The sequence below is a fragment of the Lacrimispora sphenoides genome (genome assembly GCF_900105215.1).
Lineage (GTDB): Bacteria > Bacillota > Clostridia > Lachnospirales > Lachnospiraceae > Lacrimispora > Lacrimispora sphenoides_A.
The window spans coordinates 2,989,861-3,015,799 of the sequence record NZ_FOIP01000001.1 but is presented as its reverse complement, the minus strand read 5'-3'; the positions used below and the strand labels follow the sequence as shown (position 1 = coordinate 3,015,799).

The window sequence follows — 25,939 nt, the reverse complement described above, 5'->3', positions numbered from 1 at the left end:
GTTTGCCTGGTTCCGCTCTTTTATGGTCCGTAAAAACCTCTTCACTCCTAACCCTTGACAGCCCCGCTGACCATACCGTCAACAAAATACTTCTGTGCGAACAGGAAGAAGATGACGATCGGCGCAATCAGGATAACCGAAGACGCCATCAACACGGACATATTCGATCCATAGCTGCCGTTCATGGACAAAAATCCCAGCGTAGCCGTAAAATTCCTGGCTCCTTGCAGGAACGTACTGGATACCAGGTATTCATTCCAGGACTGCAATCCCACGAGAATCCCTACCGTAATCATTCCCGGAGAAACCACCGGCCTCATCACGTGCCAGATAACTTGTGCCGTGTTGGCTCCATCAATCCTTGCTGCTTCCTCCAGTTCCCTGGGAACATTTAAAAAGAATGTCCTCATAAGGAATACAGATAAGGGCATGAACATGGCTGCCAGAATCACGCTGGTTGCCGGAATGTTGCCGATCAGCTTCAGCTTTGCAAACGTATAGTACAAAGGAAATAAAAACAGCTGAATCGGAACTGTCATAGCCACCATAAAATACGTAAGTATAATACCGGTACCCTTAATCCGGTAGCCCGCCAAAACATAACCAGCAAGTGTAGAACAAAACAGAATAATCAGAATGGTACAGCCGGTCAGCATGACACTGTTGATAAACCCTTGAGAAAACTTGCCGTATTTCCACGCCTGAATATAATTCTCCAAGTGAAGGACGGTAGGAAGTGTCAGCGGACTTCCCACAATCTCCGTGTTCGTCTTAAAGCTGTTAATGAATACCAATGCAATAGGGAAGAGACATATAACAACCAGCAAAAGCAAAACCGCGTGGATGATGATATTGATCCCTATTCTCTTTTTCCCAGATGATGCTGCCATAATATCCCCCCTATTTCATCTCTTCGCTGCGGCTCATTTTCGTGTAAACCAGGGACGCAATCAACCCGAAAAAACTCATAAACAGGCCAACTGCCGCTGCCTTTCCTACCTTCATCTCACTGAACGCAAACGAATAGGCATATGTGCCTAAAACTTCAGTGGAATGCGCGGGGCCGCCGCCGGTCAGCAGTTTTACATAGTCAAAAGCAAGAAACGAGCCAATTACAATCATAACGAACATCAGACTGACCGTTGCCCTTATATTAGGCAGATATATCCACTGAAAAAGCTGCCAGCCATTGCAGCCATCGATCCTGGCCGCCTCCACCTGGTCTGTGGGAGTCTGCCTTAATGCCGCTAAGTAGATGACCGTCAGATAACTCCAGTAATGCCAGATATCAACTCCTGCACAGGCAAAGATTGCGCTTTTCATACTTGCTAAGGGAGAACCTAAATCGATCCCGAAATTCTTCAAATATGCTACAATGCCGACCACAGGACTGAATATGATATTCAACCACAGCATGGCATTGACCGCCGGTGCTAATACATATGGGATCAGGAATGCCACCTGGTAAATACTTCTCGTCTTTTTTCTCGACAGCAGCAGCATGGCTGCCAGCATGCCGATACAGACCGGTATGGTAAGAAACATGACTGTCCAGATCAAGTTGTTGCGGATGGACAGAAAGAATATCTTGTCATGGAATAACTCTGCGAAATTCTGCAGGCCGATAAAGTTTACATTGGGAGATATCCCATTCCAGTCTGTAAAAGAATAGCCTATCGTCATAGCACCAGGGACCAGAATTATCATGACGCTGATCAACAGTGCCGGCGCTATCAGCAGATAATTCCAGTTTATCTTGCTGCTTTTCATGGCGTGTCCTCCTTTTCATTTTATGGATTGATGTACAACGCCCATTTGCAGGAATGGGCCGATATGCTGTTAAAACATGTCGGCCCTTCCAATTACGCATAAGCTTTGCTTCCTTCTTTTATTTATTCATTGCCGGTGCCGGAATCGGAGGTACAAGCCCTTTCGCCAACTCCGATGAAAAATCTTTATCTACTTTATCAAGATAATCCGATGTGGAAATCGTGTTATACCACACATCCTCAATATTTACCATGTTCTGCTGAGTTGCAGCCGGAAAAAACACGTTGTCATAATAGCCGAAGTTCCCTTTATTCACAGCGTCAGACACATTCTTCACAACATCAACAAATGATTTTGACAGGTATCCCATACCGGTTGTATCAACTGCTGATAAATCCTTTAATGGCGTGCCCCAATATCCCGGCCAGGCTGCTGTCATCTCCTTCATAAATTCAGGCTGCATCATCATATCGATGATCTTAGCCGCTTCATCCTTATGTTCTTTAGAGACATTCGCATTGATCGATAATGTGCAGGAAGCTCCCAGCGTATATGTTTCATTCGGCACCTCCTCTGTGGCAGGGAATGGCATGAATGCGATATTCTCAGCCTTATCCCCGGTAAAGAAAGAGGCTACCCACTGGAATGCGATGGACGGTCCTATGAAGAACGGGGATTTCTCATCGGCAAGAATCTGTAAAGATTCACTGAAGTTCAAATTCACGTAATCTTTGCCGGCCAGATATCCTTTATCCCACCATTCCTTTGACTTGTTAATTGCCGCCTGCATCTCCTGATTATTCCATTTTTCCTCGCCCATTAAGCATTTGTATACGGTTTCCGGACCGGCAATATGGGTCAAAAACAGGGACGCATAGTTTTCATTCACCGGTTTCCAGCCTTTATTGCCTGTTACGGAAGCATACATGCCTTTTTCCAACGCATGATCCATAACTTTTTCCATATCTTGAATGCTCTTTGGAACCTCCCATCCATGATCCGCAAGCACCTTCTTATTATAAAATACGCCCACGGTACTGACACCGCTTGTCAGGCTGTAAAGCTTGCCTCCTACAGTACCGGAGTCGTAAAACGGCTGAAGCAGCCTGTCTTTCCAGCCGTACTGTTCCGCATACGGATCAAGCGGTTCCAGCTTGCCGGCCTCTACTAACGGCATAACAAAGGATGGACCGGAGCCGTATACAATATCCGGGCCCTGGTTGGCTGCTAATGCTGTGGACATATCCGTATCCACAGACGGGCGGAATTCTAAGGCCAGTATGTACTTGTCCTGGGAAGCATTATACTTGTCAGCAAGAATCTTCTGCATTGCTTCCTGTGCGTATGGTTCCGCCCCCCAGAACCACAGCGAAATCACTTCGCGGTTTTTTAAATCTCCGCTTTCAGCTTTTGCCGGTGTTTCCCCATTACCGGCATTCTCAGCTGTATTTCCCGGCTCTGTCGTGCTCTTTGTGGAAATGCTGCATCCGGATACCATAGTTGCAATCATTGCCGTTGACAATATTGCTGCAAGAATTCTTTTTTTCATAGCTAACTTCTCCTTTTTCACTAATTGGTTTACGGCGTCATCGATCATTTGATAAATATATGATAAATATTCTAGTGATTTTATTATATCATTTTATCTAATTTTGTCAATACAGGAATTGAATGAGTTTTTCTCTTATGTTTCCGACGATTTATCTCATAATATCTTCAATAAATCCATACATAATTATAAAAACTCTGCTTTTCACAAATTTACCACCCCGATAAAATCTATAGCAAAAAAAATAATGGGAATGAATTGACTGCATATCAATCAATTCATTCCCATTATTTACCTTTATTTTATCATTTCTGGCTATTACAATCTTTTACAGACTCCCTCTCCACAATATAAGGCGTAAAATAATAATTCCGGGCAGGAACCTCATCACCCTCTTCCTTTCCAATCTGACGAAGAATTACCTCAACTGCTTTAGAGGCCATGGTTGCAGTATTCTGATCAACACTGGTTAGAGGTGTTCTGGCAAAACGGCAGAGTTCCGTATTGTCATAGCCGATCACAGATACATCATCAGGAACAGAAAGCCCCTGCTCCTCTGCATATAAGTAAACGCCTAAGGCCATTAAGTCATTTCCTGCCACGATAGCGGTCACTCCTTTTCCAATCAGCTCCTTTGCCCCCTGACGGCCTGATTCAATATCATAGTTTCCATAGTATATGAGAGACTTATCAAAGGGAATCTTATATGCGGCAAGCGCTTCCCGATAACCCTCCAGCCTTTTTCTGGAAGTATAGATGTTCTGCTCCGCCATCATACAGCCGATTCTTGTATGGCCTTTTTTTATCATATACTCCGCCGCAATCTTCCCCCCGTGTTTATTATCAGCAGTGACAAAGTCACAGAACACCCCGTACGCAGCCCTGTCAAGAAGCATAATCGGAACATTGCTCTTTTGCACTGACTTTAATAGCTTTACATTTTCTTTATCCATGGTCCTGGGTGGGATAACAATAATTCCATCTATATTTTTCGCCATAAAACCTTCGACCGCTGTATAGAAACACTGTATATCGTCACCGGTATAGCACTGGAATACTGAGTAATCACCTAGAAAAGCGTTCCTGGCAATCTCTTCGGCAAGCTGATGGTAAAAAGGATTCATGCGGTCCGGCACAATAAGCCCGATCGTCCTGACTTTTTTAAACTCAGTAAAATCAATTTCCGTCTCTTTCTGGAACTGCATCTCCCTTGCCACCCGGAATATATGCTCTTTCGTATCCTCCGCAATGCGGGAAGGCCTGTTATTTAACACCAGGGATACTGTCGATGGTGACACTCCTGCCACCTTGGCAATGTCTTTTACCTTTACATTTATTTTCATCCGTTTCACAGCCTTTCAGTTAATTACACTTTTGATAAATATTATTTATCAAATTATATAATATTTATCAAAGTGCGTCAACTGCTATTTGGCGAAATCAACCGTGCCAGCGTAAACATACCCATTATAATGCCGTGTAAGGTCTTTGTGGAATCACCTGACAAATCAGAGGAAAAACACAGGCAGAATATTCACATCAGTTATGATTTGTTGGGGTTTCTGCCGGAACTCAATACACCGATAAAAGAAGGAATGGCGTAGCTTTTTACGCTACGCCAAACTTCATTAAAAAAGTTTTACTAAGAACGGCCTGATGCCGGCTTTTTTGATAGTCTGGAAAGAGCAAATGAATATCCGAAGGCAAATCTAGTTTTTCCGTTCATCCTTCCATACATAAAGGATTCCCTTCTCCTGAAACTCCTTGATCTCCTCTTTGCTGTACCCCAGATTCTCCAGGATCTCCGGTCCCTGCTCACCGATCAGAGGACCGCCATTGTACTCAGGAACACCCATCTCCTGGAATTTGACCGGCGGTCTTACCAGTGTGCGTACATTTCCATTGCCGTACTGCATTTTATAAAAGCAATCATTGGCCCATGCCTGCTCATCTTCCAGAATTTCTTCCCAGGACTGGGCAACGCTGAAAGCTATGTCGTGTTCCTTTAAAACCGGTACCCATTCCTTGGCTGTTTTCTTTTCCATTGCTTCCATACAGATATCATAGACCTCCGTACCCAAGCCTTTGGTCTGAAGGTTCTGGATTGGGAAGTAATTCTCATTTTCCATCAAATCATCTCTTCCCAGAGCTTTCATGAACTGTTTATAGTAGGTGTTATAATCAGGCATACAGGTCTGAATGAATCTGTCATCCTTTGTTCTCCATGCCGCATTAAAGGGGTTGGCACTCTCCCTGATATTAATGGGGTATTCCCTCGCCGGGCCATCATAATTGGCTGCCTGGATCATCATTCCCATGTTATAGACAGCCGTCTCAAACAGACTGGTCTCTACTTTCTCTCCCTGTCCGGTTTCTTTTGCATGGTATAATGCCGCAAGGATACCTGCTGCAAGGTTCATGGCCACGTTATGATCCCCAACTCCGGGAACCACATTCATTGGAACCGTTCCTCTCTGACGAAGGGAATGGAGATAACCACCTCTTGCAAAGAATGCCGTGAAATCAAATCCCGGAAGGTCTTTATCCGGGCCGTATTCACCATAGCCGGTAACCATGGCATAAACCAGTTTTGGATATTTCACCTTTAATGTTTCATAATCAAGCCCCGCCCGTTCAAGAGCCTGGACTCTCCAGTTGGTGATCAGCACATCCGCATCCTCTAGAAGCTTAAAAAATGCCTCTTTGCCCTCAGGTGCCTTCATATTAAGAGAAATACAGCGCTTGTTTCCATTTTCTAAGTCCCAGGTCGTATTTTCATACATATCCAAAGGCCTTCCTTCGGATGGAGCCGTATGTCTTAACGGATCTCCCTTGGCAGATTCGATCTTAATGACATCTGCTCCGCAGTCTGCAAGAAAACGTCCTGCACCTGCAGCCGCAATAAAGGTTGCCAGTTCCACTACTTTGATTCCTTCTAACAGTTTCTTTCCCATATTAATTCCCTCCTTTATTTGTCCAGTGCTTCTATAAGCGCAGGGATCACCTGATTATAATCGCCTACGATGCCGTAATCGGCCACTTCAAAGATCGGAGCTGCCGGGTTTTTATTGATTGCAATGATCTGCTCTGAATTCTGCATACCTGCCACATGCTGAATGGCCCCAGAAATGCCGCAGGCAAAATATAGTTTAGGACGTACCGTGGTTCCGGTCTGCCCCACCTGATAGGAATGGTCGATCCAGCCTGCGTCTACGGCTGCACGGCTTGCTGCAACCACACCGCCCAGCTTATCCGCCAGTTTCTTTAACAGTTCAAAGCCTTCGGCTCCGCCAAGACCCATACCGCCGGATACAATGATCTCTGCATCAGTTAAGGATACCGCCTCTCCTGCCTCCTTAACCACTTCAAGGATGCGGGTTCTTATATCGTCTTTTTCAAAACTTACAGAAAGAGGAATGATCTCTCCCTTACGGCCCCCCTGCCTTTCGGCTTTTTCCATAACTCCCGGACGTACCGTGGACATCTGAGGCCTGTGGTTTGGACAAACGATGGTTGCCATTAAATTTCCGCCAAAGGCCGGGCGGGTCTGCTTGATCTTCTTATCTACCTCATCAATTTCCAACTTGGTACAGTCGGCAGTCAGCCCCGTATTGCAGCGGACGGCCAGACAGGGACCTAAGTCACGGCCGATGTGGGTGGCTCCCAAAAGGACGATTTCAGGCTTATAAGATTTGATCGCGTCGTGGATCACAGCCGTATAAGCGTCGGTGCGGTAGGATTCCAGTTCTTTATGATCCGCAAGATAAACTTTATCTGCTCCACATTCAAACAGTTCATCCACAAGTCCTTCCACATGGTTACCGCATAATACAGAACAAAGGCTGCATCCAATCTCATCCGCCAGTTTCCGCCCTTCACCAAGAAGTTCTTTTACGACCGGCATGAGTGCCCCTTCTCTTTGTTCCGCAAATACCCATACATCCCGGTATTCCGATAAATCAACCGTATCCTTTGGCTCTTCTGACTTTTCTATAGCATCAAACGGACACTTTTCTAAACAAACGCCGCAGCCGGTACAGGCAGTACCGATGACGGCCAGCTTATTTTCCATTGTAATTGCTTCAAACGGGCAATTCTTTACGCAGATCGTACAGCCCCTGCATTTTTCTTTTATTACATTTACAGCCATATGAACCTTCCTCCTTTTCCTGGGTCTTAAAGATAATGCTTCTCTTTCAGTTTCTCTGTTAGCAGTTCTGTCATTTCTGTCACTGTTCCGTTAAGCATCTCCCCTTTTCCCTTGGGAGCGGGAGTAAAGGAACGGAAAACCTGGGTGGGGGAAGCATTTAAACCACAGTCTTTGGGATCCAGTACCACATCCTCATGATTCCATACGGTAACTTTTTTTGCATAAGCGTCCATGATACCGCCTATGCTCATGTAACGGGGCTCATTCAGCTCTTTTACCGCCGTGAGAAGACAGGGCATCTGGACTTCCAGAATTTCATATCCATTTTCCATCTGCCTTTGTACGATTACCTTTTCTTCGCAGAGCTTTACATCCTGAACATAGGTCACAACCGGGATGCCAAGTCTCCAGGCTACCTGGGGGCCTACCTGGGCCGTATCACCGTCAATGGCCTGGCGTCCTGCAAAAATAAGGTCATAATCTCCGATTTTTTGAATACCGGCAGCAATGGTGGTAGAAGTAGCACAGGTATCTGCACCGCCAAAAGCTCGGTCACTGAGCAGATAAGCCTCATCCGCTCCCATTGCCAGGCATTCCCTTAACATATCATCAGCCTGAGGAGGCCCCATGGTAATCACGGAAACCGTTGTTCCAGGCTTTTTGTCTTTTATTTTCAATGCCTCTTCCAGGGCATTTGCATCATCAGGGTTTAATATGCTGGGAACTCCGTCACGGATCAATGTACCCTTTACCGGATCGATCTTTACTTCATTGGTATCCGGCACCTGTTTCACACAAACCAAAATTTTCATCGTATCATTACTCCTTCCGTGTAGTCGTTATTTCTTAAGCAGTTTTCCAGAAATCACCAGCTGCTGTATTTGTGAGGTACCTTCGTAAATGGTGAACACGCGGCAATCCCTGTACATGCGCTCAATCTTATAATCTTTGATAAAGCCGTAACCGCCATGGATCTGAAGGGATTTTGAAGCGATTTCATTGCAGACTTCAGAAGCATAATACTTTGCCATAGAAGCTTCCAAGGTTGCAGGCTGATGGGTATCCATTAAGTAGGCTGTCTTATAAACCAGCTGCTTTGCCGCCTCCAGCTTAGTCGCCATATCTGCGATCATAAAGGCAATTGCCTGGAAATCTCCGATTCGTCTTCCAAACTGTTTCCTTTCCTTTGCATATTTAATGGCCTCGTCCAAAGCGCCCTGAGCAACTCCTATGGACTGAGCGGCCACTCCCATACGCCCGGTATCCAAAGTTTTCATGGCGTTAATAAAGCCCATGCCCTCCTCACCAAGAAGGTTCTCTGCCGGAATCCTTGCATTATCCATAATGATATCGCTGGTAGCGCAACCGATAACGCCCATTTTATGTTCCGGCTTTCCGCAGGAAATTCCAGGAGTGTTTTTCATATCTACGATAAATGCGCTGATTCCTTTTGTCCCCTTTGTCATATCCGTCTTTGCGTAGACTACCGCATAATCTGCTAGAGGTGCCATGGTGATAAAGGTCTTTCTTCCATTCAATATGTAGGAATCCCCATCCTTTACCGCAGTCGACTGCATGCCGCCTGCATCAGAACCTGCTCCCGGCTCTGTCAGGGCAAAACAAAGCTTTTTGCTTCCGCTTATCAATGAGGGAAGATATTTCCGTTTTTGCTCCTCTGTGCCGGATAATAACAGAGGACCTCCGGAAAGAGAATTGGGGGAAGATACATAAATGCTTGCAACTCCGCTGACTCTTGCCATTTCCTCCATCACCAGCACGTAACAGCGGGCATCACCGCCTGAACCTCCGTATTCCTTTGGCGTCTTAATGCCGAAAAATCCGGCCTTTCCCATCTTGTAAAGGATTTCCTCCGGAAATGTCCCGCTTTCCTCAACCTCATCGAGGATTTCATTGGTCAGTTCTTTTTCCGCAAACTCTCTTGCCAGTTTCCGGACAAGCTCATGCTGTTTTGTAAAATACATGTTGTTTCCTCCTTAACCTCTTTTCGCTAACCGTTTCTCGACTTCCTGCCGTAACACATGGACCTTAACCTTTCCGCTGTTGCCAAAAGGAAATGAATCAAATCGATAAACATATTTGGGAACCTTATAATTCGCCAGATTTTTACGAACGTGCTCCCTGATCCTTTCATCTGAAAACTCCGCTCCGGACTCCATGATGATACAAGCGGCTATTTCTTCCTGAAGAACCTGGGCATCAACTCCTACTACCTTTACATCCCTGACTTCCGGAAGTTCCAGAATGCAGTTTTCAATTTCCACCGGCGCTATGTTTTCACCGCCCCGGATAATCATCTCTTTTTTTCGTCCGGTTATATAAAGACAGCCTTCCTCATCCAGATAACCGCAGTCACCGGTATGAAGCCAGCCCTCTTCATCCAGCACTTTTTCCGCTTCTTTCGTTTTGTTGTAATAGCCCTTCATGATGTGATAACCCCGGGACTGGATTTCTCCGACAATGCCTGGCTTGGCAACGCTTTTTCTTTCTTCATCCCAGATCCTTAATTCCGTATAAGGTATTTTTTTTCCTGCCGTAAGGGCTTTTCGGCAGATTGGATCCGTATACCCGGTTATGGTAATCGCAGGGGAAGACTCGGTCTGCCCATAGGAAGGCTGCAGATGCTCCATCTTCAGCTCTTCACAGATATTGATATAATCTGACGGATGAATGGCGGAACCTGCGATAATTCCGCTCTTTAAGGAACTTAAATTGTATTCATTTCTCCTGCTGTTCTTTACCATAGCTAGGAACATACTTGGAACACCGTTTAGAATGGTGCAGGAATTTTTCTGTATGTTTTCCATAACTCCAATGGACTTATAATACTGATTGATATAAATCGCCGCTCCGGCATGGACAGCGGACAAAATGCCCGCTGTAATGCCAAAACAGTGAAACAGGGGGACGGATAAGCACATGCGGTCACTTTCGTTCCAATGCATGGAACGCACCATTTCGGCTGCATTGTTGACCATGTTTTCGTGGCTTAACATCACTCCTTTGGGAACACCGGAGGTACCGGAGGTAAAAAGTATATTGGCGGTATCCTTGGAGGATAAGTTCTGCTCCATTTCTTTTAAAAGCCGTTTCTCTTCCTCCCTGTTTTCCCCCATTTCACAGTCAGACAGATGGGCCAAAGAAACGATCCCTTTTAAGAAGCTATCAGGACGATTAAGTCCGGCTTTTGAAATGACCGGTTCATAGTCCGCATTGTTGCAGCCCTTTCCATAGAACAGATAGTCTGCATCTCCTTCTTTTAAAATCCGGTTTAATTCCTGTTCCTTATAGCATGTATTGACCGGGATCACAATTGCCCCGGACTTCATAAAAGCAAAATACGCCATGATCCATTCCGGGCTGTTAATCCCCCACAACGCGACATGTTTTCCGCGTGAAATTCCTCTTCTTATAAAGTCAGATGCCCAAAAATCTGAAATTTCATCCGCCTCTTTCCAGGTATAGCATCGATCCTGGTAGCAGATTCCTGCTCCATTCGGCGTAAGAACAGCTCTTTTATGAAGCAGTTCTCCGATTGTTTCTGATAAAAGGCCTGTCATATTCATTCTCCTGCTAATCTCTGCCCCATGTTTCTGTCAGTTATTTCTCGATTTTTCCCATCGCTTCTCCGATCATTCGGATCAGGAACGGAACCAGTACCACCACAATGGTTACGTAACCCAGGTATCCATATCCTACTTTTACCAGAGGAAGAAGTCCAAACTGGGCGATAGCAAATGCAAGAATGGTACATAACAATGCGCAGATTAAGGTTTTTGCCGTAGGTTTTCCATCATTCTTTTTTTCCTCCGGCTTTTCAAGTGCAACCACAACTCTCTGAACCGCTCCTGCAATCATATTAACCGCCGTTGATACCGCTCCTAAAATAATGAGGATGGAAATCATAGGATTCATGAAGCCAGCTCCCACTCCGCCTTTAATCAGTGTGATAACCGGAAGGGGATCTTTTGATAAATCCGGATTAGTTGCTACTGCCATAATCCCTAAAGTGGAAAGCATAATCAGTCCGGAGTTTACGATGAATCCGTAAATCATACTGGTTCCGGCTTCCTTTTCCGATTTAAATGATTCCGCATGCTGGTATAACAACCCGATAGAAGCCAGCTGGAAGGAACCATAAATAAAACAGCTCCAAAGGGCCGGGCCAGCAGGTGCAGGATCAGCTCCCAAAGTCTTGATATTCCTTACAATATCACCCCAGCTGACAATAATGTTCGGTATGTACACGATCAAAAGGCCTGCTATGATAATGACTGACAATGTGGAAGCCGCTTTTCTTACAAAATTCGTTCCGAAAATGGTCACAAAAAAGATAAACAATCCTATGATCAAGGTACAGGCCATATATGGGATTCCAGTAAGGGACTGCATGGTTGAGCCTCCGGTCGCAAAGGCAACAGAGGGAGCCAGGCAAAGCAATAATATGTAAACAAGTTCATAAAGGTTGGAAAAAATGGGGGCGAATTTTCCGTAAAACTTATTGTTAAAGGTTCTGTAATCATAAGCATCATGAAGCTTTGCAAACCGAAGTCCATACCACTGGAACACCGCTCCGATTGCCTGAGCAAGAATCGGAGTGATTAGCGCCCAAATACCAAAGGCAACGAAATACTGAACCAGTTGTGCACCGGAAGCAAACCCTCCGCCAAACTGTGTTGTAAACCATACGAAAGCAACGCCCACGGCTACCGGCATTTTATTTTTATCGATCATATCCTTCTCCTCCTGTTAAAGCATATCTATGAATGCTTCTATCATCGTTCCTGCCTGCTCGTAATTTACCATTTGTCTGTCTACTTCTACCTGAATGATAGGAATTCCTGCCTCTGCACAGGCTCTTTTTACCATTACATAATCAAATTCTTCCGGATCACAGAATTTCGTCAGAAGAACGACCACACCCTTTGCTTTGTACTTCTTTGCCAGGTCAACAATATAACCGGCTCTCTTCTTTTCCGGATCGTACAGGACAGAACAATGGTCCATTCGGGAAAACTTATCTGCAAGTCCTTCCAAAGGTTCCAGTTCCAGATTGACATCCGTACGGTACTGCCTGGATTCATGGGCAACATCATCTGCCACAATCTGCAGTCCATGTTCATCAAAGATTTTAAGCAGTCCATCGCTGTCTGCCAGGATTCCGGTGGTGATTACCTTGATTTTGCTTTCCTTCTCCTCTGCTTCTGACAAAGCCTCCATCAGCTGGCTGACCAGTGCTGTATGTTCTTCCTTCCGCATGAAATGAGCACTTTTAAAAATATCTCTTCTCTGGACTGCCGTGATGGAAGGATGCTGTTCTAAAACCTCTGTCAGCTTTCTCATTGCCGCATTGTGTTCATTATAGATCTCATTGGACCGGGCCAGGGAAGCTTCACTGAATTTCTCACCGGTTATCGCCTCTAAATCTCTTATCACACGCTCATAGGAAGCTTTGGTAAATTCTTTTCCGGACTCCGGCTTCCGGTTCTGGGGATAGGTCATGGGAATAAAGGGAATGTCCTTTACCGCGTATTTCCAGTTCTGTCCCAGACACTTTAAAGAATCACAGAGGGAGGGAATCACGATGGCTGAAATGCCTTTGTATTCTCCACTGATTCCCAGTTCCAGAATGCTCTGCATAATGGAACAGATAAAAGCAGGAAAATATCTTTTAGACTCTTTTAACTCAATATCCGCTCCCCATGCTCCCATAGGAACAAGCCCCATGGAGTGGATCAGTTCTTCCGGAGTATAGACAGGAACACAAGCCACAACCTTTTTTCCCTGCTCCAGATAAGCATTCAGCTGTTTTTTCGGTGAACATGCAATTTCATGAAAATTTTCTAATAATTCATTCAATGTTGCCATCAATCTTTCCCCCCTTTGTTGGATTCCATGATTTCTGTCAGCCCCTGAACCCTTGTTTCATACTGGGCTTCCGAGAAGTTTCGCGGGTCTGCCTGATCACCGTCAAAAGAGGTGACCGGTATCTGGCAGTCCTCTCCGATCTGGCGGCTCATCTCATACATAAAGCCGCTCCAAAGCTTGCAGGAACGGTTGGTATGAACCAGAAGCCCCTCTGCATGGGTCTTATTTACAATCGCTTCTCTCTTATCCCGGGCATGCTCTAAGTTCATGGCATTGGGCACGTTGCAGTAGGCACGGATCAGGCCGTCAAAGTCATCATAAATAAATCCAAAGGCATCGGCATAAATGGTTGCCACCATGTTGATTCCCCGGGACTTAAGGCCGGTGGCCGTTGTTCTTAAATGAGGCCAGCAGGCAATCCCTTCAAACATGATCCTGTATTTTTCCTCTGCACGGAAGGTACTGGTTCCCTCTTCCACTGCCTTTTTATATTCCTCCAGCAGGGTTTCAAAAGCTTCGGCAGCGTCCACGGTCCCTCTGGCACAGACGGCAACCGCCATATGATTAAGCAGGTCAAAGCCGTTAAGTGGAGAAGGGGTATATTTGGTATAGGCTGTAGCCTCCAGCCATGCTCTGGAAGTCCTGTTCGAGATTTCCATAACCTCCTTGAATTTCTCTTCACTCCATTTCTTGCCGGTGATTTCCTCCAGCTGTTCAATGGCAGCAAGAAACTGGCTCTTGACATATGCTACCTGGGCATCTGAAACCTCGTAATCAGGATTAAAGGGAATGTCAATGAGAATCAGCGGAATGTTAAGCTCTTTTGCAATGTTCTCATACCATTTGATCATGCAGTTGCAGATGTTATTGCAGCAAAGTACAAAATCCGGCAGAGGCATGTTCTGCTCCGGAGTTTCCCCCACCATCATATGTGCCAGACTGATCCTTGCATAAGCGCAGATGTCATTGGAATAACCTTCCGCCTCTGAAATTTCACACAGCCGCTGTCCGGCTCCTCTTGCCGCAATCGCTGCTGCCTGATTCTCGGGATAGCACACTTTAATGCCTAAGGTCTGAAAAATTTCCTGAGGGAAATTGCTGGCGCACCAGCCGATTTTTTCTCCTCTGTCCTTTGCCTCCTGGACCTCCTTGTAGTGCTTTGCCACAATCTCGTTCAGCTTAAACTTGGCTGAATTGGGATCAATGGTAAACTTTGGTTTTTTCTCTCCTTCTCCCATGAAAAATTCCTCCTTTTATGATTTATCATAAGCGTAAAGCGCCGCTCCTAAAGCACCCATGAGCTGAGCCATTGGTGAATATGTAATTTTAAGACCCAGCTCCTGCTCCATGGCTTTCCGTACCCCGCCATTTTTTGCAACGCCGCCGCTCATACACACTGTTTCTTTCACACCGACCCGTTTTGCCAAAGCCGCTACCCGGCTGGCCACAGACTGGCAGATGCCGGCAACCAGATCCGGGATCTCGACCCCGTTTGCCAGCTGGGATATAACTTCGGATTCAGCAAATACCGTACAGGTACTGGATATTTTGACGGTCTGTTTTGACAGGGCCGCCTGCTTTTCCAGATCCTCAATCCTCAGCTGAAGGATTCCTGCCATGACATCCAGAAACCGTCCGGTTCCTGCCGCACATTTGTCGTTCATCAAAAATTCTGTCATGCGCCCGTCGGCACCCAGGGAAAGTACCTTTGCATCCTGTCCGCCAATATCAATGATGGTCCGCACTTCCGGAAGCAGATGATGGACACCCCTTGCATGGCAGCTCAGTTCACTCATCTCGCCATCGGCATTTTTTAACAGCTTCCTTCCATAACCGGTAGCATAAACAGCGGTTATCTCTTCCGGCTTTAAACTTACTTCGGCAAGTACTGCCTCAATTGCCCGCCCCGGACCGTCGGTTCCTGTCCCTGCCCCAATCAGGGAAGTAGCCAGAATTTCCTGTCCATCTTTCAGAATGACCGCTTTGGAGGTGGTAGATCCTATGTCAACTCCTAATGTGAACATGGTCTTTTCCTTTCTTTGTTTAATTTTTAACAATAATTAAGAAAAAAATATATATGTATACATGTATACAAGTTGCTCTATGAAAAAGTGTATCCTTGTATACAAGTTAAATATAAAAAATAAAATGTAATAAGATACACTTTTTCATGCATAGATTATCAAAATTTGTCGTATTTGTCAATAACTTTTTTTAAATCAGGATTTTCTTTAGATATTATATGGAACCTGATTGGAACCGTGGTCTCCTCCTTCTTCCTCTGTAATCGTCTAATTTGTGACAATCTTTTTCTTATAAACAAATAATCGGCTGTTTTCGCTGCAAACGGCTTGAAATCTATATGACTGAAGACTTCCGACCATTTCTTCTTGTCCAGCCGGATTAAATGTTTAAGAAATACTGTGGATACTTTTCCTTTGCTTTCGCTCTGATCTCGGATATGGTTTCCAGATGATCTGCCATCGCCTGCTGGGCTTTGACAAAATCGCCGCCTTTGATTTCATCGACAATCCTCCGGTGTTCATCGATCAGGCAGGGCATCCTTTTGCCAAGTGCCACATCGAAATTCCGCCATCTTGAAATGTGGAGCATTAAATCCTCCAGCAATTTTATAAGATTATACCGTTCCACACTTTCCGCAATGGCCCGGTGGAATGCAGAATCCAACTTTTGAAACTCCAGGTCATACCCCTCCACATCCCGGTAGGACTCCTGTTTTTCTAAATTATCCTCCAGTTCTTTTACCAGTTTTCCAATCTTCTCTTCGTCCTTCTGGGACAACAGCTCATAAAGCTCTTCCTTCTCCACGGCAGTCCTTAAAATCAACAGGTCTCCGATTAGTTTTAGATCAATCAAGCTTACATAAGTACCTCTCTGGGGGTACACCGTAAGAAGCCCAAGCTGATTCAGCCTTGCAAAGGCATTACGGATGATGGTTCTTGACACCCCATACTCTTCCGCCATCTGATTTTCACTGATCCTGGTACCAGGCTCTAATTCCAGCTTTAAAATACGTTTTCTAATGTTAAGGAAAACATAATCAGCGGAAACCGGCTGGCTGTTACTTTTCATATAATCCATATTCCTTACCTTCAATTCATATTACTTATTTTTTGTTATGAGACGATTATACTCTTGACTGCAGATTTCTGTCAATTCGTTTCTGATACATGGCATGGCTGCCAGCTGCTGTTTCACCATTACGATATCAGGCAATCCCATGTTTGAAAATTTCTTTTCAGAGTGTAGACAAAGTCAAATTTATATTATAGCACTGAATATATACGGGAATAAATATTCAGTGCTATATTAACGTTCTGGTATGTAGTATAATAGGTACATCAAAATTTTGTTCATTAGTTGTAACTATAGGCTGTTTATATTTTCGGAGCATAACATGACACACTATTGTCATATTTCATATGCTAAGATATTTATAAAATATCATTTGTGATTCCTTAATAATGAAACTGGAGCTAATGCTAATGAAAACTGAAATTAATAGTTCGATTGTAAAAAAATATGGAATGGATGCAGGGGCGAATGTAGTCGGTATAGCAGCTTCCAAAGATTTTGGTTTGGCGCCGAACGGTTTTAAGCCCACTGATGTACTCACGGAATGCCTTTCCGTTATCGTTCTAGGCACTACGTTTTCACCGGAAGTCTTAAACGATATAGCCGAATATACCACAAGCCGCAATGCAATGCTTACTGCAATGACCAACATGGCAAAAGAGGTAGCAAAACGAATAAAGGCCGATGGGGGTAAAACAAAAGTCATAAGTGCAGCAGGTGGCAAATGGGTGGAAGGCGATGGAAGAAAAGAGCAGTTTGGATACATTTCTCTGAAACACGCCGCAGAAATCGCGGGGCTTGGTGTTATTGGAAAAAATTATTTACTTACGAATCCGCAGTACGGCAATCTTCTTTGGTTAAGCGCTGTTCTTACCGATGCAGAGATAATGCCGGATGAAAAAGCTCAATCTACCATGTGCGATAACTGTAACAAATGCGTTGAAGCCTGCCCTGCGGGAGCATTGGACGATCTTGCCTCATTCGGAAAAAAAGGATGCTCTAAATTTTTTACAATAGAAGACAGAAAATTTAAAGTAAAGTGTTTTTTGTGCCGGACGATATGCCCTTACCGTTTTGGGAACAGCGAATAGTTTTAGAACAATATACGATAAGTAAATTTCAATTTTATTGTAAAAAGATAAATCACCAGATATTCTAAGCTATCTGATACTTTGTATTTTTATTCAACATAGTATATAAAAATCATGTTTTATAGTTTGTCTATAGTCTGAAAAGAGGGGCAAATTTTACCCCTCTTTTACACGGTCTTTCAATTAATCTTTTTATTCTCCAACAGACGAATTAAACTGTCTCATCGGTTCCTGCAGTATCTTTCTGAATTCCTTCTTTTTTGCTCTCTGCAGCTTCTTTTGTGTCTTTCTCCCTCGCTTCAGCCGTTACTTCCTTGGTATCATCTGCCTGGTCCTCCGCAGTTTCCACCGGTTCTACTTTAACCTCTTTTGTTTTGTCTTCCCCAGCTTTACCTGGTTCTTCCTTGACGCCTTCAGTACTGTCTTCCCCAGCTTTACCTGGTTCTTCCTTAACTTTTTCTGTTTTGTCTTCCTCAGCTTTACCCGGTTCTTCCTTCGTTTCTTCTGTCTTTTCTTCCTCAGCTTTACCCGGTTCTTCCTTTGTTTCTTCTGTCTTTTCTTCCTCAGCTTTACCCGGTTCTTCCTTCGTTTCTTCTGTCTTTTCTTCCTCAGCTTTACCCGGTTCTTCCTTTGTTACTCCAGTCTTTTCTTCCTTGGCTTCTGCAGCCTCTTCCTCTTCCTTAAGAGTTACAGAAGCAAACTTTCCTTCCATACCTTCATCCGGATCAAATAACTCGACTATAAATGTCAATGTCTCGTAGCCGCTCACCTCAATAACCACTTCGTTTTCTTCTTCTGTAAAGCCATCTGCCGTAAAGTCAAGATATTTTACAACGCCATAGGAATCATCCTTAGATACCTTAAACTCATTTTGCCTGGAAGTGGAGAACAATATGGCCTTTTTATAAGGAATTCCGTTAACAATTACTGTTTTATCTGCATTTAAATACTCCTTTGTTACCTTCTCATCTGTTGTATCGAAGGTCACGCGATAATATGCCGGATCCCAGTTCGTTCCTTTCACATATTTTGTCGTTTCCACACCAGGAGCTGATTTTTCATTCTCAACCGTTTTCCCTGCAGCTTCCAGAATTTCAAAAGTCAAGGTCTTGGCAGTATATCCTTCAGCAGTCACCAGAACCGTATAACGCCCTGCCTTCTGAAATAGATCTTTCTGCAGCGTGAAAGAATAATCTCCTTTTTCATAATTATCCTGGCTGAATATTCCACCCTGTTCTTTGGAAAGCACTTTCCTTGTATTATCATCCGGGTCAGTCAGGGTCATCCCTGTTAAATTCTTCACAAAGTCACCGCGAAGCTTCTTCTGGCTTTCATCGTCTTCATCGGCTGAAGCATTGATGAAAACCTTTTGTCCTACGCGGTAAGCTGCCGCGTCCTCAGCTTCTGCTTTGTTTGGATTCTCAGCAAGAGAAAGTTTAAACATTTCCAATTCCTTTACCACATGTAAAACAACCGTCTGCTCCTTGTACCCCTCTGCCACAATTCGCAGCTTGTGCTCTTCTTCCGTTAGCTGTTGCGTACCGCCTCCAGTTCCTTCTGTTTTTGACAGGAGGGTAACGCTTTCCTTTGCCTCGCTGATCTTATAAGCCGTAATATAATCGTCACTTCTAAGTGCGATTGCAGAATTGTCCAGATAAAGTGCTGTTATTTTAGAAATATACTCCTTATCAGAGGTCAGCACCAGATCCTCGCCCAGCTTTCCTTCTGCGCCCTTAAGGGCAGGCGCCGTCTTTCCTACTACGGAAAGCAGACTTTCAACGGTTCCTAATTTTCCATCTTCCAGGACCCGCTTAATTTGGTATGGGCGGTTTCCAGTCTCTCCTCCGGTCTGGGTCTCCTTATATTTTTCAAAGGAAAGATATTCTCCTGTCCCCAGCTTTCCATCTTTAACTGCATTTAAATAGTGGGTAAAATCATAAAAAATTTCAGCGTTTTCATCCATAACAGCTTGTGCTTTCTGGTCATACCACCACTGCACTACTGCCTCGCTGTCCTCATTTACATCATCGATCTCATGTAATATCAATGCGTTCGCCAGCAGATCATGGTCAAATATCAGGTACCCGTTCATTTTTGAACCTCCGGAAGAACCAGAGCCTCCGGAACTGCCGCCATCCGGTATGGCAACAGTTGCGCTGGACATGGCGTCAATGCCGTAAGGTTTAGCTACTGCAAAGATTTTAAGGTCATCTGCCCTGGTCTGTGAATTGCTGCCAACTTCTACTTTCTTAGACATTGTCTGGTAGCCGTTTGCATATGCCGTAACCGTATATATGCCGCTTTCATCGGTAATCACATTGTCATCTGTATCCGTACCGCAGATATGAAGCATGGGACCAATCTCATACCATTGGTTTATTTTTGTAAGAGACTTTACTTTACCTGACGGCATCGTTAAATCTACCCTGTAAATCGGAGACAGGATCTCTGTTCCAAAGCTTTCTCCCTCCGGTCCCACAATATCAAAAGCAAAGTCTTCTCCCTCTTTTGGGCTCGGGTTTAAAGTATTTAAGTTCATCGCAAAAAGCCTGTTATCCACCAGATGAAGGGGCACGTTCATGGTTGCCTTGCTGTATCCGGAAGACAGGTTCAGCTGATAACGCCCCCGGACAAAAAGGTTGGTCTGAGGCAGCTGGATGGTAATTACTCCTGTTTTTCCATATTCTGTTTCGAGAACAGTTGTAAAAACAAGGTTCTTGTTTAAAATAGAGTTCTCAGTATCCAGAACCTTAATGGTTTTCAGCTGGTCAAACCAATTTTCCTGTGCCAGAGTCTTTAAGGACAGCTTAAGCTGGATCCTGCCCTTTCCGTCTTTATCAATCATGGTATCCGGCAAGTAATAATCGGCAGGTACATCAGAAGAAGTCTCCTGATTCTTTCCGCTTAAATGAAAGGTAGTCTTCTCAGGCCTTACACGCACATTGCCGTCTTTATCGTAATTATCCAGCCAATAGTCAAAGACAGATATAGATCCGTTGGTCAGGATCGCACTTGGGGCTGAATCAAGGCTGCCTCTCTCCGGCAATTCTGCCGTAGAGCCCTTTCCAACCTTTATGCCCTGCTCTTTGCCGTCAGAAATTCTGGTAACAGTGATGGTATTCGGCTTCCATAGGGTCGTCTGCCACTTGACCACAGTTCCGTCATCATCTACGTTTGTGCATACGTCCGTAATATCTGTCCCATCCACATCAATGGTATAATCATCTATACTTCCTTCCTGGAACGCGATAACTGCATACTGGATCCAGCCTAAATCTACCAGCTTTGTCTTTTCTGCATGAACAAAAACATCCTTACCTTCCTGGCTGTTATTCTCTTCGTTAGGATTGCCCTCATTCCCGCCGGGGCTGCCTCCGTTATTCTCATTGCCTGAGGAGTTACCTCCATTATTTTCATTCCCCGAGGAACTGCCTCCGCCTGAGGAACCGCCTCTTCCGGAAGAACTGCTTCCTCCACCAGAAGATGCTGCTTTCTTTGCGCTTTCTGCTGCAGGCACTGAGGCCAGGCCTCTTCCGGCCTCGTAATGAACAGTTCCGTCAGACTCCGCCCATCGGCCGTCGCCATTTACAAAATATCCATCCGGGGTAGTCTGGCCTGTATACATCCTTCCCATATCTGCTCCGTCAGCAATATTAAAATAATAGCAATAACCGTCAATCCACTGCCACCCTGTCTTCACGGCTCCAAGGATTCCATCATTGGCCGTATTAAAAAAGTACCATGTTCCGCCGCCAGCCTGGTACCAGCCGGAGCGCATCTGGCCCTCTGTCCCATCATTGGAAGTGTTCAGATAGTATCTTATTCCCTTTTCATCCTGAAACCATCCTGTCATCATGGCACCGTTTTCCGGGTGAAGATAATACCAGCCCGACGCCTTTTTAATCCAACCGGCGCTTATACTGCCTGAGGCCTCATAATGTTTCCAGCCATCATTTTCATATTTCCAGTCGCCCTGCGTGTATATGCCCCCGTCTCTGCTTGTCTGGGAGCTTCCTGTTATACCCGCCCAGGCTATGCCGAACTGGGAAAGTACACAAGCGGCTGTCAATATTGGTACCACTGTTTTTTGAATCAACTTTTTCTTAACCATTCCATCCTCCTTTTAAGTTAGTCTCAACTAACCATTGCCATCTCAGTATATCGGGGAGGTTATCGGTTGTCAATGATGATATGAGAGAATGAATGAGTCTTTTTCTCAACAGCCCGAATTCCTTTTTCCTTGCAGAGGACCTGTGGTATGATGATACGGTAAGGTTTTAGACAGAGGACCTTTCTATGTGATACTATCAATACTTTTATTATCTAAGGAATGTGATGTGGAGCCATGGCAATGGAACTAAATACGATTGTAGAGCATTTTGCAGCCACACTTTTTAAAGTACAAGGGGTATACCGTTATAAAATACCAGCCGGTAGTAAGGGTATACAAAGAACCGCATCTTATCCGGGGTTTATATTCCCGCTTTCCGGCTGCGCTGAATACCAGTTTAACGATACGCCATATTTTATCAAACCAGGAGTTGTTATCCATGGTTCGGCAAACACCGCCATGCGCAAGCGTGTCATTGGAGACGAAGACTGGGAATTCGTTTCTGTTCTTTATGAAACTTACAACGAATCACCTCACATGAAATTGAGGAATACCCATTTCAGCATAGCCGTCGGACAAAGCCCCCAGCTGTATGATATGCTTCATCATTTATACGCAACCTCTAACCGGCCCGGCGGTCTTGCGGTCTTTCAAACGGAAACCTTGTTCCGCCGGGTGCTGGAGGAGACATTCTTGTGTGCCAGAAACCAGACAAGGTACGGCGCACAGGAGCTTTTTGAATCGGTATCGGAGTACATCCATACCCACTACATGGATGGTTTAACCGTAAATTCACTTGCCAGACAAAACGAAGTTAATGAAAACCGTTTGTTTTATGTTTTTCAAAAGTATGCAGGCATGGGGCCGGCAGATTATTTACGGACGTACCGCCTAAACCGCGCCAGGGAGCTGCTTGTTACAACCTCCATTCCCATTGGAACCATAGGGGAGCAAACAGGCTACCCGGATGCACTGTATTTTAGCCGCATATTTAAGAGACATTTTGGAGTGCCTCCAAGCAAATTCAGGGAAGAATAAGCCGCCGGTACAAGGAAACGCCCATAGTTTTCCATGGGCGTTTTTTCGTGCTGCCAACTACAATTCAGGATATGTCCATATAAATTACGGATAAAGCCATTCACATAAGCACCATGGTTTGATATATTATCCAGGAGTTAGTTTCGTCTAACCAATAATTCAGGAGGTGCTACATTGAAAAAACAAATCTCTATTTTATTTGCACTGCTTTTGTCTGCCGGACTGTTATCCGCTTGTTCAAAGGAACAGCAGACAGTAACCCCCTTACCAACAGAAAGTACTGGTACACAAGAATCCGGAAAACCGCAGGTACCGGATACTTCCAAAGATTCTTCGTGGCCGCGTACCATAACAGATGCCGGCGGCCATACTATAACCCTGGCCAGCCAGCCTAAGCGCATTGCCATTCTCCATTCCAACTATCTGGAATACTTTTTTGCACTCGGCACTCCGGTTGCCGCCTCGGCAGGGGCTTCAGCAGGAACGGCTCAGCAGGCTCTGGAAACCTATGAAACACTGATTCCTTATGGCGGTACCGAAGAAATCATGGATCTTGGAAGTGCACGGGAAATCAATCTGGAAGCGGTTCTGGAAGCGAAACCAGATATGATCGTAACTTTTGCCGGGCACACAGGTCTGGACGAAATATATGACCAGTTAAATCAGATCGCCCCCGTAGTACTGCTGGACTATAGTGACACATGGCAGAACCAGACCCTTGCCTGCGGAGAACTCGTGGGCAGGGAAGATGTGGCCGGGAAAATCATCAAGGAAACTGAGGACGCCATAGCGTCAGCCCATAAAGTGTTAAGTCAGCAGGATAAAACCGTTGCTATTTTCCGCACCAGCGGAGGCAAGGCATTTGTTGCCCGGGGCAGCCGCAGCTATTACGATGCTTTCGGCATCACTCCGCCCAAGGGATATACCTTTGGTTATGAAACCTTCTCCCTGGAAGCGGTGGCGGATATGGACCCGGATTACATCATCTTCATGGACTATATTGATACCGCCAAAGGATTTGTAAAATCCCAGGAAGCTTCATCAGTCTGGCTGAATATGAGCGCTGTAAAAAATGGCAATGTACTTTATTTTGATGACTCCCTTAACACCTTTGGGCCCTTAGCCATGGAGTTAACTGCCAAAAAGCTGGTACGGGCAATCAAATGATGATCCATAAACACAAACCCATGAAAAGCGGAAACCATAGGCGTGTTATCCCGCTGCGTCCTCTCATTACTGCCGGAATGATTTTATTAATGCTTCTTTTGTGTATTTCCATTACACAAGGCACTGCAAACATTTCTATGGATACTGTTGTTAACGCTTTCACACATTTTGACAGCAGGAACCCCCAGCACCTTATGGTCATAGACTTACGGCTGCCCAGAGTGCTCATCAGCGGCCTGATTGGCGCGGCTCTTGCCGTAGCTGGTGCAATTATGCAGGGAACCACCCGCAATCCCATGGCCGATTCAGGGCTTATGGGGATCAATGCAGGCGCAGGTTTTGCAATTGCATTGTGCTTTGCATTTATGCCGGGGATAAGCTATGGCATGCTGATTATTTTCTCCTTTCTGGGTGCGGCCCTTGGCGCCCTTCTGATTAACGGCATTGCCGCCTCCCACAAAGGCGGAAGGAGTCCTATGGACCTGGTGCTGGCCGGGGCTGCAATCAGTGCACTTTTGTCGGCGTTTAGCCAGGGAATCGCCCTGGGCTTTGATGCAGGAAGGGACGTGCTGTTTTGGACCGTGGGGGGCGTGGCAAACGTAACGTGGCAGCAGTTTTATATTCTTGCGCCTGTTGTTTCGGCTGCCCTGCTGTGTGCGTTATTGCTTTCCCCCTATGTATCCATACTGAATATGGGTGAGGATGTTGCCACAGGGCTTGGACTTAACACGGCCCTTATCCATTGTCTCTGCACACTTGTAGTGCTTGCATTGGCAGGTATTTCTGTATCGGTGGTAGGATCAGTTTCCTTTGTGGGTCTCATCATCCCCCATGGAGCCCGGTTTCTCGTGGGCGTGGACTATAAAAAAATAATCCCCTCCGCGGCTGTTTTGGGAGCCCTTCTTCTGGTTCTGGCAGATTTAGGCGCAAGGACGGTAAACCCGCCATTTGAAGTTCCTTTGGGCGTGATCACCTCCCTCATCGGCGTTCCCTTCTTTCTATATCTGTCGCAGAAAACAAGGAGGGTTGCTTAAATGACGCAGAATAAAATAAACCTTTTTAAAAGAAAGACCACAATGCGAAATACGATGGTTATAGGCACATGTTTTGCTCTTCTTATCCTGTCCGGTCTTATCAGCCTGAACACCGGTTACAGCAAGCTTTCCCCCTCAGACATCCTCCACGCCATGATGGGCGGGGGCAGGGGAAAAGAGAATCTGATCCTGTTCTCCTTCCGCCTTCCCCGCATAGTCCTTTCCATGCTGGTGGGGGCCGGACTGGCGGTATCCGGCTGTCTCTTGCAGGGGGTCACTAAAAATCCCCTGGCAGATCCTGGGCTGTTAGGCATCCATTCAGGCGCAGGGCTTATGGTGGTGCTTTATGTACTTTTCATTGGCCCCCGGTCCCCCCTTGCCGTTTTCACGCTTCCTGTTCTGGCGCTTTTGGGGGCAGGCGCTGCGGCAGTTCTCGTCTATTTCCTTTCCTGTAAAAAAGGAGCAGGTACGTCGCCTGTATCCATGGTGATGACCGGAATCGCGATTCAGGCAGGGTTATCCGCACTGACCACCCTGCTGGTGGTTAAACTTGATGACACCCAGTACGCCTTTGTTTCCTCATGGCAGACAGGAAGCATCTGGGGAGCCAACTGGACATTTGTACTCGCCCTTCTGCCCTGGCTGTGTATCCTGATTCCTGCCTCCTTATACAAAGCAGAGATCTTAGATGTTATGAGTCTTGGGAATGAAACCGCTGCCGGCCTTGGCGTTTCTGTGGACAAGGAACGGAAAAAACTTCTGCTCATGGCGGCAGCCTTAGCCGGCGCCTGTGTCTCGGTAAGCGGCAGCATCAGCTTTGTGGGGCTTATGGCTCCCCACATCACCCGCCGCATAGTAGGGCCGGGGCATGGCATTGCCCTGCCCGTATGCGCTCTGCTGGGAGCGCTGCTGGTATCGGCAGCCGATACCATTGCCCGGGTTGTCATCCAGCCGTCATCACTGCCCACTGGAGTGATGGTATCCATAATCGGTGCACCGTACTTTATATACCTGCTTTCCCGGCGGAAAAAAGAAATGAGGCGATAA

At 45.6% G+C, this 25,939-nt stretch carries 20 protein-coding genes; 5 read left to right on the top strand and 15 right to left on the bottom strand.

Features of this window, described 5'->3' with window-relative positions:
- Nucleotides 1-47: 47 nt before the first annotated feature.
- The 14 genes from BMW45_RS13680 to BMW45_RS13615 form a co-directional block, all read right to left on the bottom strand.
- Complete coding sequence (locus BMW45_RS13680) at nucleotides 48-890, bottom strand: carbohydrate ABC transporter permease (RefSeq protein ID WP_092244546.1); 843 nt, start codon at nucleotides 888-890, stop codon at nucleotides 48-50.
- Nucleotides 891-900: 10 nt separating this feature from the next.
- A complete protein-coding gene (locus BMW45_RS13675) occupies nucleotides 901-1,770 on the bottom strand; it encodes a carbohydrate ABC transporter permease (RefSeq protein ID WP_092244543.1) in 870 nt (289 codons plus the stop codon).
- 118 nt (nucleotides 1,771-1,888) lie between these two features.
- A complete protein-coding gene (locus BMW45_RS13670; RefSeq protein ID WP_092244540.1) occupies nucleotides 1,889-3,319 on the bottom strand; it encodes an ABC transporter substrate-binding protein in 1,431 nt (476 codons plus the stop codon).
- Nucleotides 3,320-3,624: 305 nt separating this feature from the next.
- A complete protein-coding gene (locus BMW45_RS13665; RefSeq protein ID WP_092244537.1) occupies nucleotides 3,625-4,662 on the bottom strand; it encodes a LacI family DNA-binding transcriptional regulator in 1,038 nt (345 codons plus the stop codon).
- A 366-nt stretch (nucleotides 4,663-5,028) separates the two neighbouring features.
- A complete protein-coding gene (locus BMW45_RS13660; RefSeq protein ID WP_092244534.1) occupies nucleotides 5,029-6,273 on the bottom strand; it encodes a CaiB/BaiF CoA transferase family protein in 1,245 nt (414 codons plus the stop codon).
- A 14-nt stretch (nucleotides 6,274-6,287) separates the two neighbouring features.
- Nucleotides 6,288-7,469 carry an electron transfer flavoprotein subunit alpha gene (locus BMW45_RS13655; RefSeq protein ID WP_092244532.1) on the bottom strand — a complete coding sequence of 394 codons (1,182 nt, stop codon included), beginning with the start codon at nucleotides 7,467-7,469 and terminating at the stop codon, nucleotides 6,288-6,290.
- 26 nt (nucleotides 7,470-7,495) lie between these two features.
- Nucleotides 7,496-8,281 carry an electron transfer flavoprotein subunit beta gene (etfB, locus tag BMW45_RS13650; RefSeq protein WP_025234382.1) on the bottom strand — a complete coding sequence of 262 codons (786 nt, stop codon included), beginning with the start codon at nucleotides 8,279-8,281 and terminating at the stop codon, nucleotides 7,496-7,498.
- A gap of 27 nt (nucleotides 8,282-8,308) precedes the next feature.
- Nucleotides 8,309-9,451 carry an acyl-CoA dehydrogenase family protein gene (locus BMW45_RS13645; RefSeq protein ID WP_092244529.1) on the bottom strand — a complete coding sequence of 381 codons (1,143 nt, stop codon included), beginning with the start codon at nucleotides 9,449-9,451 and terminating at the stop codon, nucleotides 8,309-8,311.
- Nucleotides 9,452-9,463: 12 nt separating this feature from the next.
- A complete protein-coding gene (locus BMW45_RS13640) occupies nucleotides 9,464-11,047 on the bottom strand; it encodes an AMP-binding protein (RefSeq protein WP_166433352.1) in 1,584 nt (527 codons plus the stop codon).
- A 40-nt stretch (nucleotides 11,048-11,087) separates the two neighbouring features.
- A complete protein-coding gene (locus tag BMW45_RS13635) occupies nucleotides 11,088-12,221 on the bottom strand; it encodes a YkvI family membrane protein (RefSeq protein ID WP_092244523.1) in 1,134 nt (377 codons plus the stop codon).
- A gap of 15 nt (nucleotides 12,222-12,236) precedes the next feature.
- Nucleotides 12,237-13,355, bottom strand: coding sequence for a 2-hydroxyacyl-CoA dehydratase subunit D (locus BMW45_RS13630; protein WP_092244519.1), 1,119 nt, complete (start codon nucleotides 13,353-13,355; stop codon nucleotides 12,237-12,239).
- The gene (locus BMW45_RS13625) at nucleotides 13,355-14,593 is read right to left on the bottom strand and encodes a 2-hydroxyacyl-CoA dehydratase subunit D (RefSeq protein ID WP_092244516.1); all 1,239 of its coding nucleotides are present in this window, start codon (nucleotides 14,591-14,593) and stop codon (nucleotides 13,355-13,357) included. Before BMW45_RS13625 ends, BMW45_RS13630 begins: the two co-directional genes overlap by 1 nt.
- A gap of 15 nt (nucleotides 14,594-14,608) precedes the next feature.
- Nucleotides 14,609-15,379 carry an acyl-CoA dehydratase activase gene (locus tag BMW45_RS13620; protein WP_092244513.1) on the bottom strand — a complete coding sequence of 257 codons (771 nt, stop codon included), beginning with the start codon at nucleotides 15,377-15,379 and terminating at the stop codon, nucleotides 14,609-14,611.
- Between the two features lie 379 nt (nucleotides 15,380-15,758).
- The gene (locus BMW45_RS13615; RefSeq protein ID WP_092244511.1) at nucleotides 15,759-16,457 is read right to left on the bottom strand and encodes a GntR family transcriptional regulator; all 699 of its coding nucleotides are present in this window, start codon (nucleotides 16,455-16,457) and stop codon (nucleotides 15,759-15,761) included.
- A 404-nt stretch (nucleotides 16,458-16,861) separates the two neighbouring features.
- Here BMW45_RS13615 and BMW45_RS13610 point away from each other — a divergent pair, with 404 nt between their 5' ends.
- Nucleotides 16,862-17,542 (top strand): 4Fe-4S binding protein, encoded by a 681-nt coding sequence (locus BMW45_RS13610; protein WP_092244509.1) that lies wholly within the window; start codon nucleotides 16,862-16,864, stop codon nucleotides 17,540-17,542.
- A 211-nt stretch (nucleotides 17,543-17,753) separates the two neighbouring features.
- Here the strand turns inward: BMW45_RS13610 and BMW45_RS13605 are convergent, their stop codons facing one another.
- Entirely contained in the window at nucleotides 17,754-21,653 is a 3,900-nt protein-coding gene (locus BMW45_RS13605) for a hemoblobin-interacting domain-containing protein (protein WP_092244506.1), read from the bottom strand.
- A gap of 240 nt (nucleotides 21,654-21,893) precedes the next feature.
- On the opposite strand from BMW45_RS13605, the gene BMW45_RS13600 reads away from it, so the two are divergent.
- From BMW45_RS13600 to BMW45_RS13585, 4 genes are all read left to right on the top strand, one after another.
- Nucleotides 21,894-22,691 carry a helix-turn-helix domain-containing protein gene (locus BMW45_RS13600; protein ID WP_092244504.1) on the top strand — a complete coding sequence of 266 codons (798 nt, stop codon included), beginning with the start codon at nucleotides 21,894-21,896 and terminating at the stop codon, nucleotides 22,689-22,691.
- 174 nt (nucleotides 22,692-22,865) lie between these two features.
- Nucleotides 22,866-23,858, top strand: a complete 993-nt coding sequence (locus BMW45_RS13595; RefSeq protein WP_092244501.1) for an ABC transporter substrate-binding protein — start codon at nucleotides 22,866-22,868, stop codon at nucleotides 23,856-23,858.
- Entirely contained in the window at nucleotides 23,855-24,892 is a 1,038-nt protein-coding gene (locus tag BMW45_RS13590) for a FecCD family ABC transporter permease (RefSeq protein ID WP_092244498.1), read from the top strand. Before BMW45_RS13595 ends, BMW45_RS13590 begins: the two co-directional genes overlap by 4 nt.
- Nucleotides 24,893-25,939: a FecCD family ABC transporter permease gene (locus tag BMW45_RS13585; RefSeq protein WP_092244495.1), complete on the top strand. Its 1,047-nt coding sequence runs from the start codon at nucleotides 24,893-24,895 to the stop codon at nucleotides 25,937-25,939.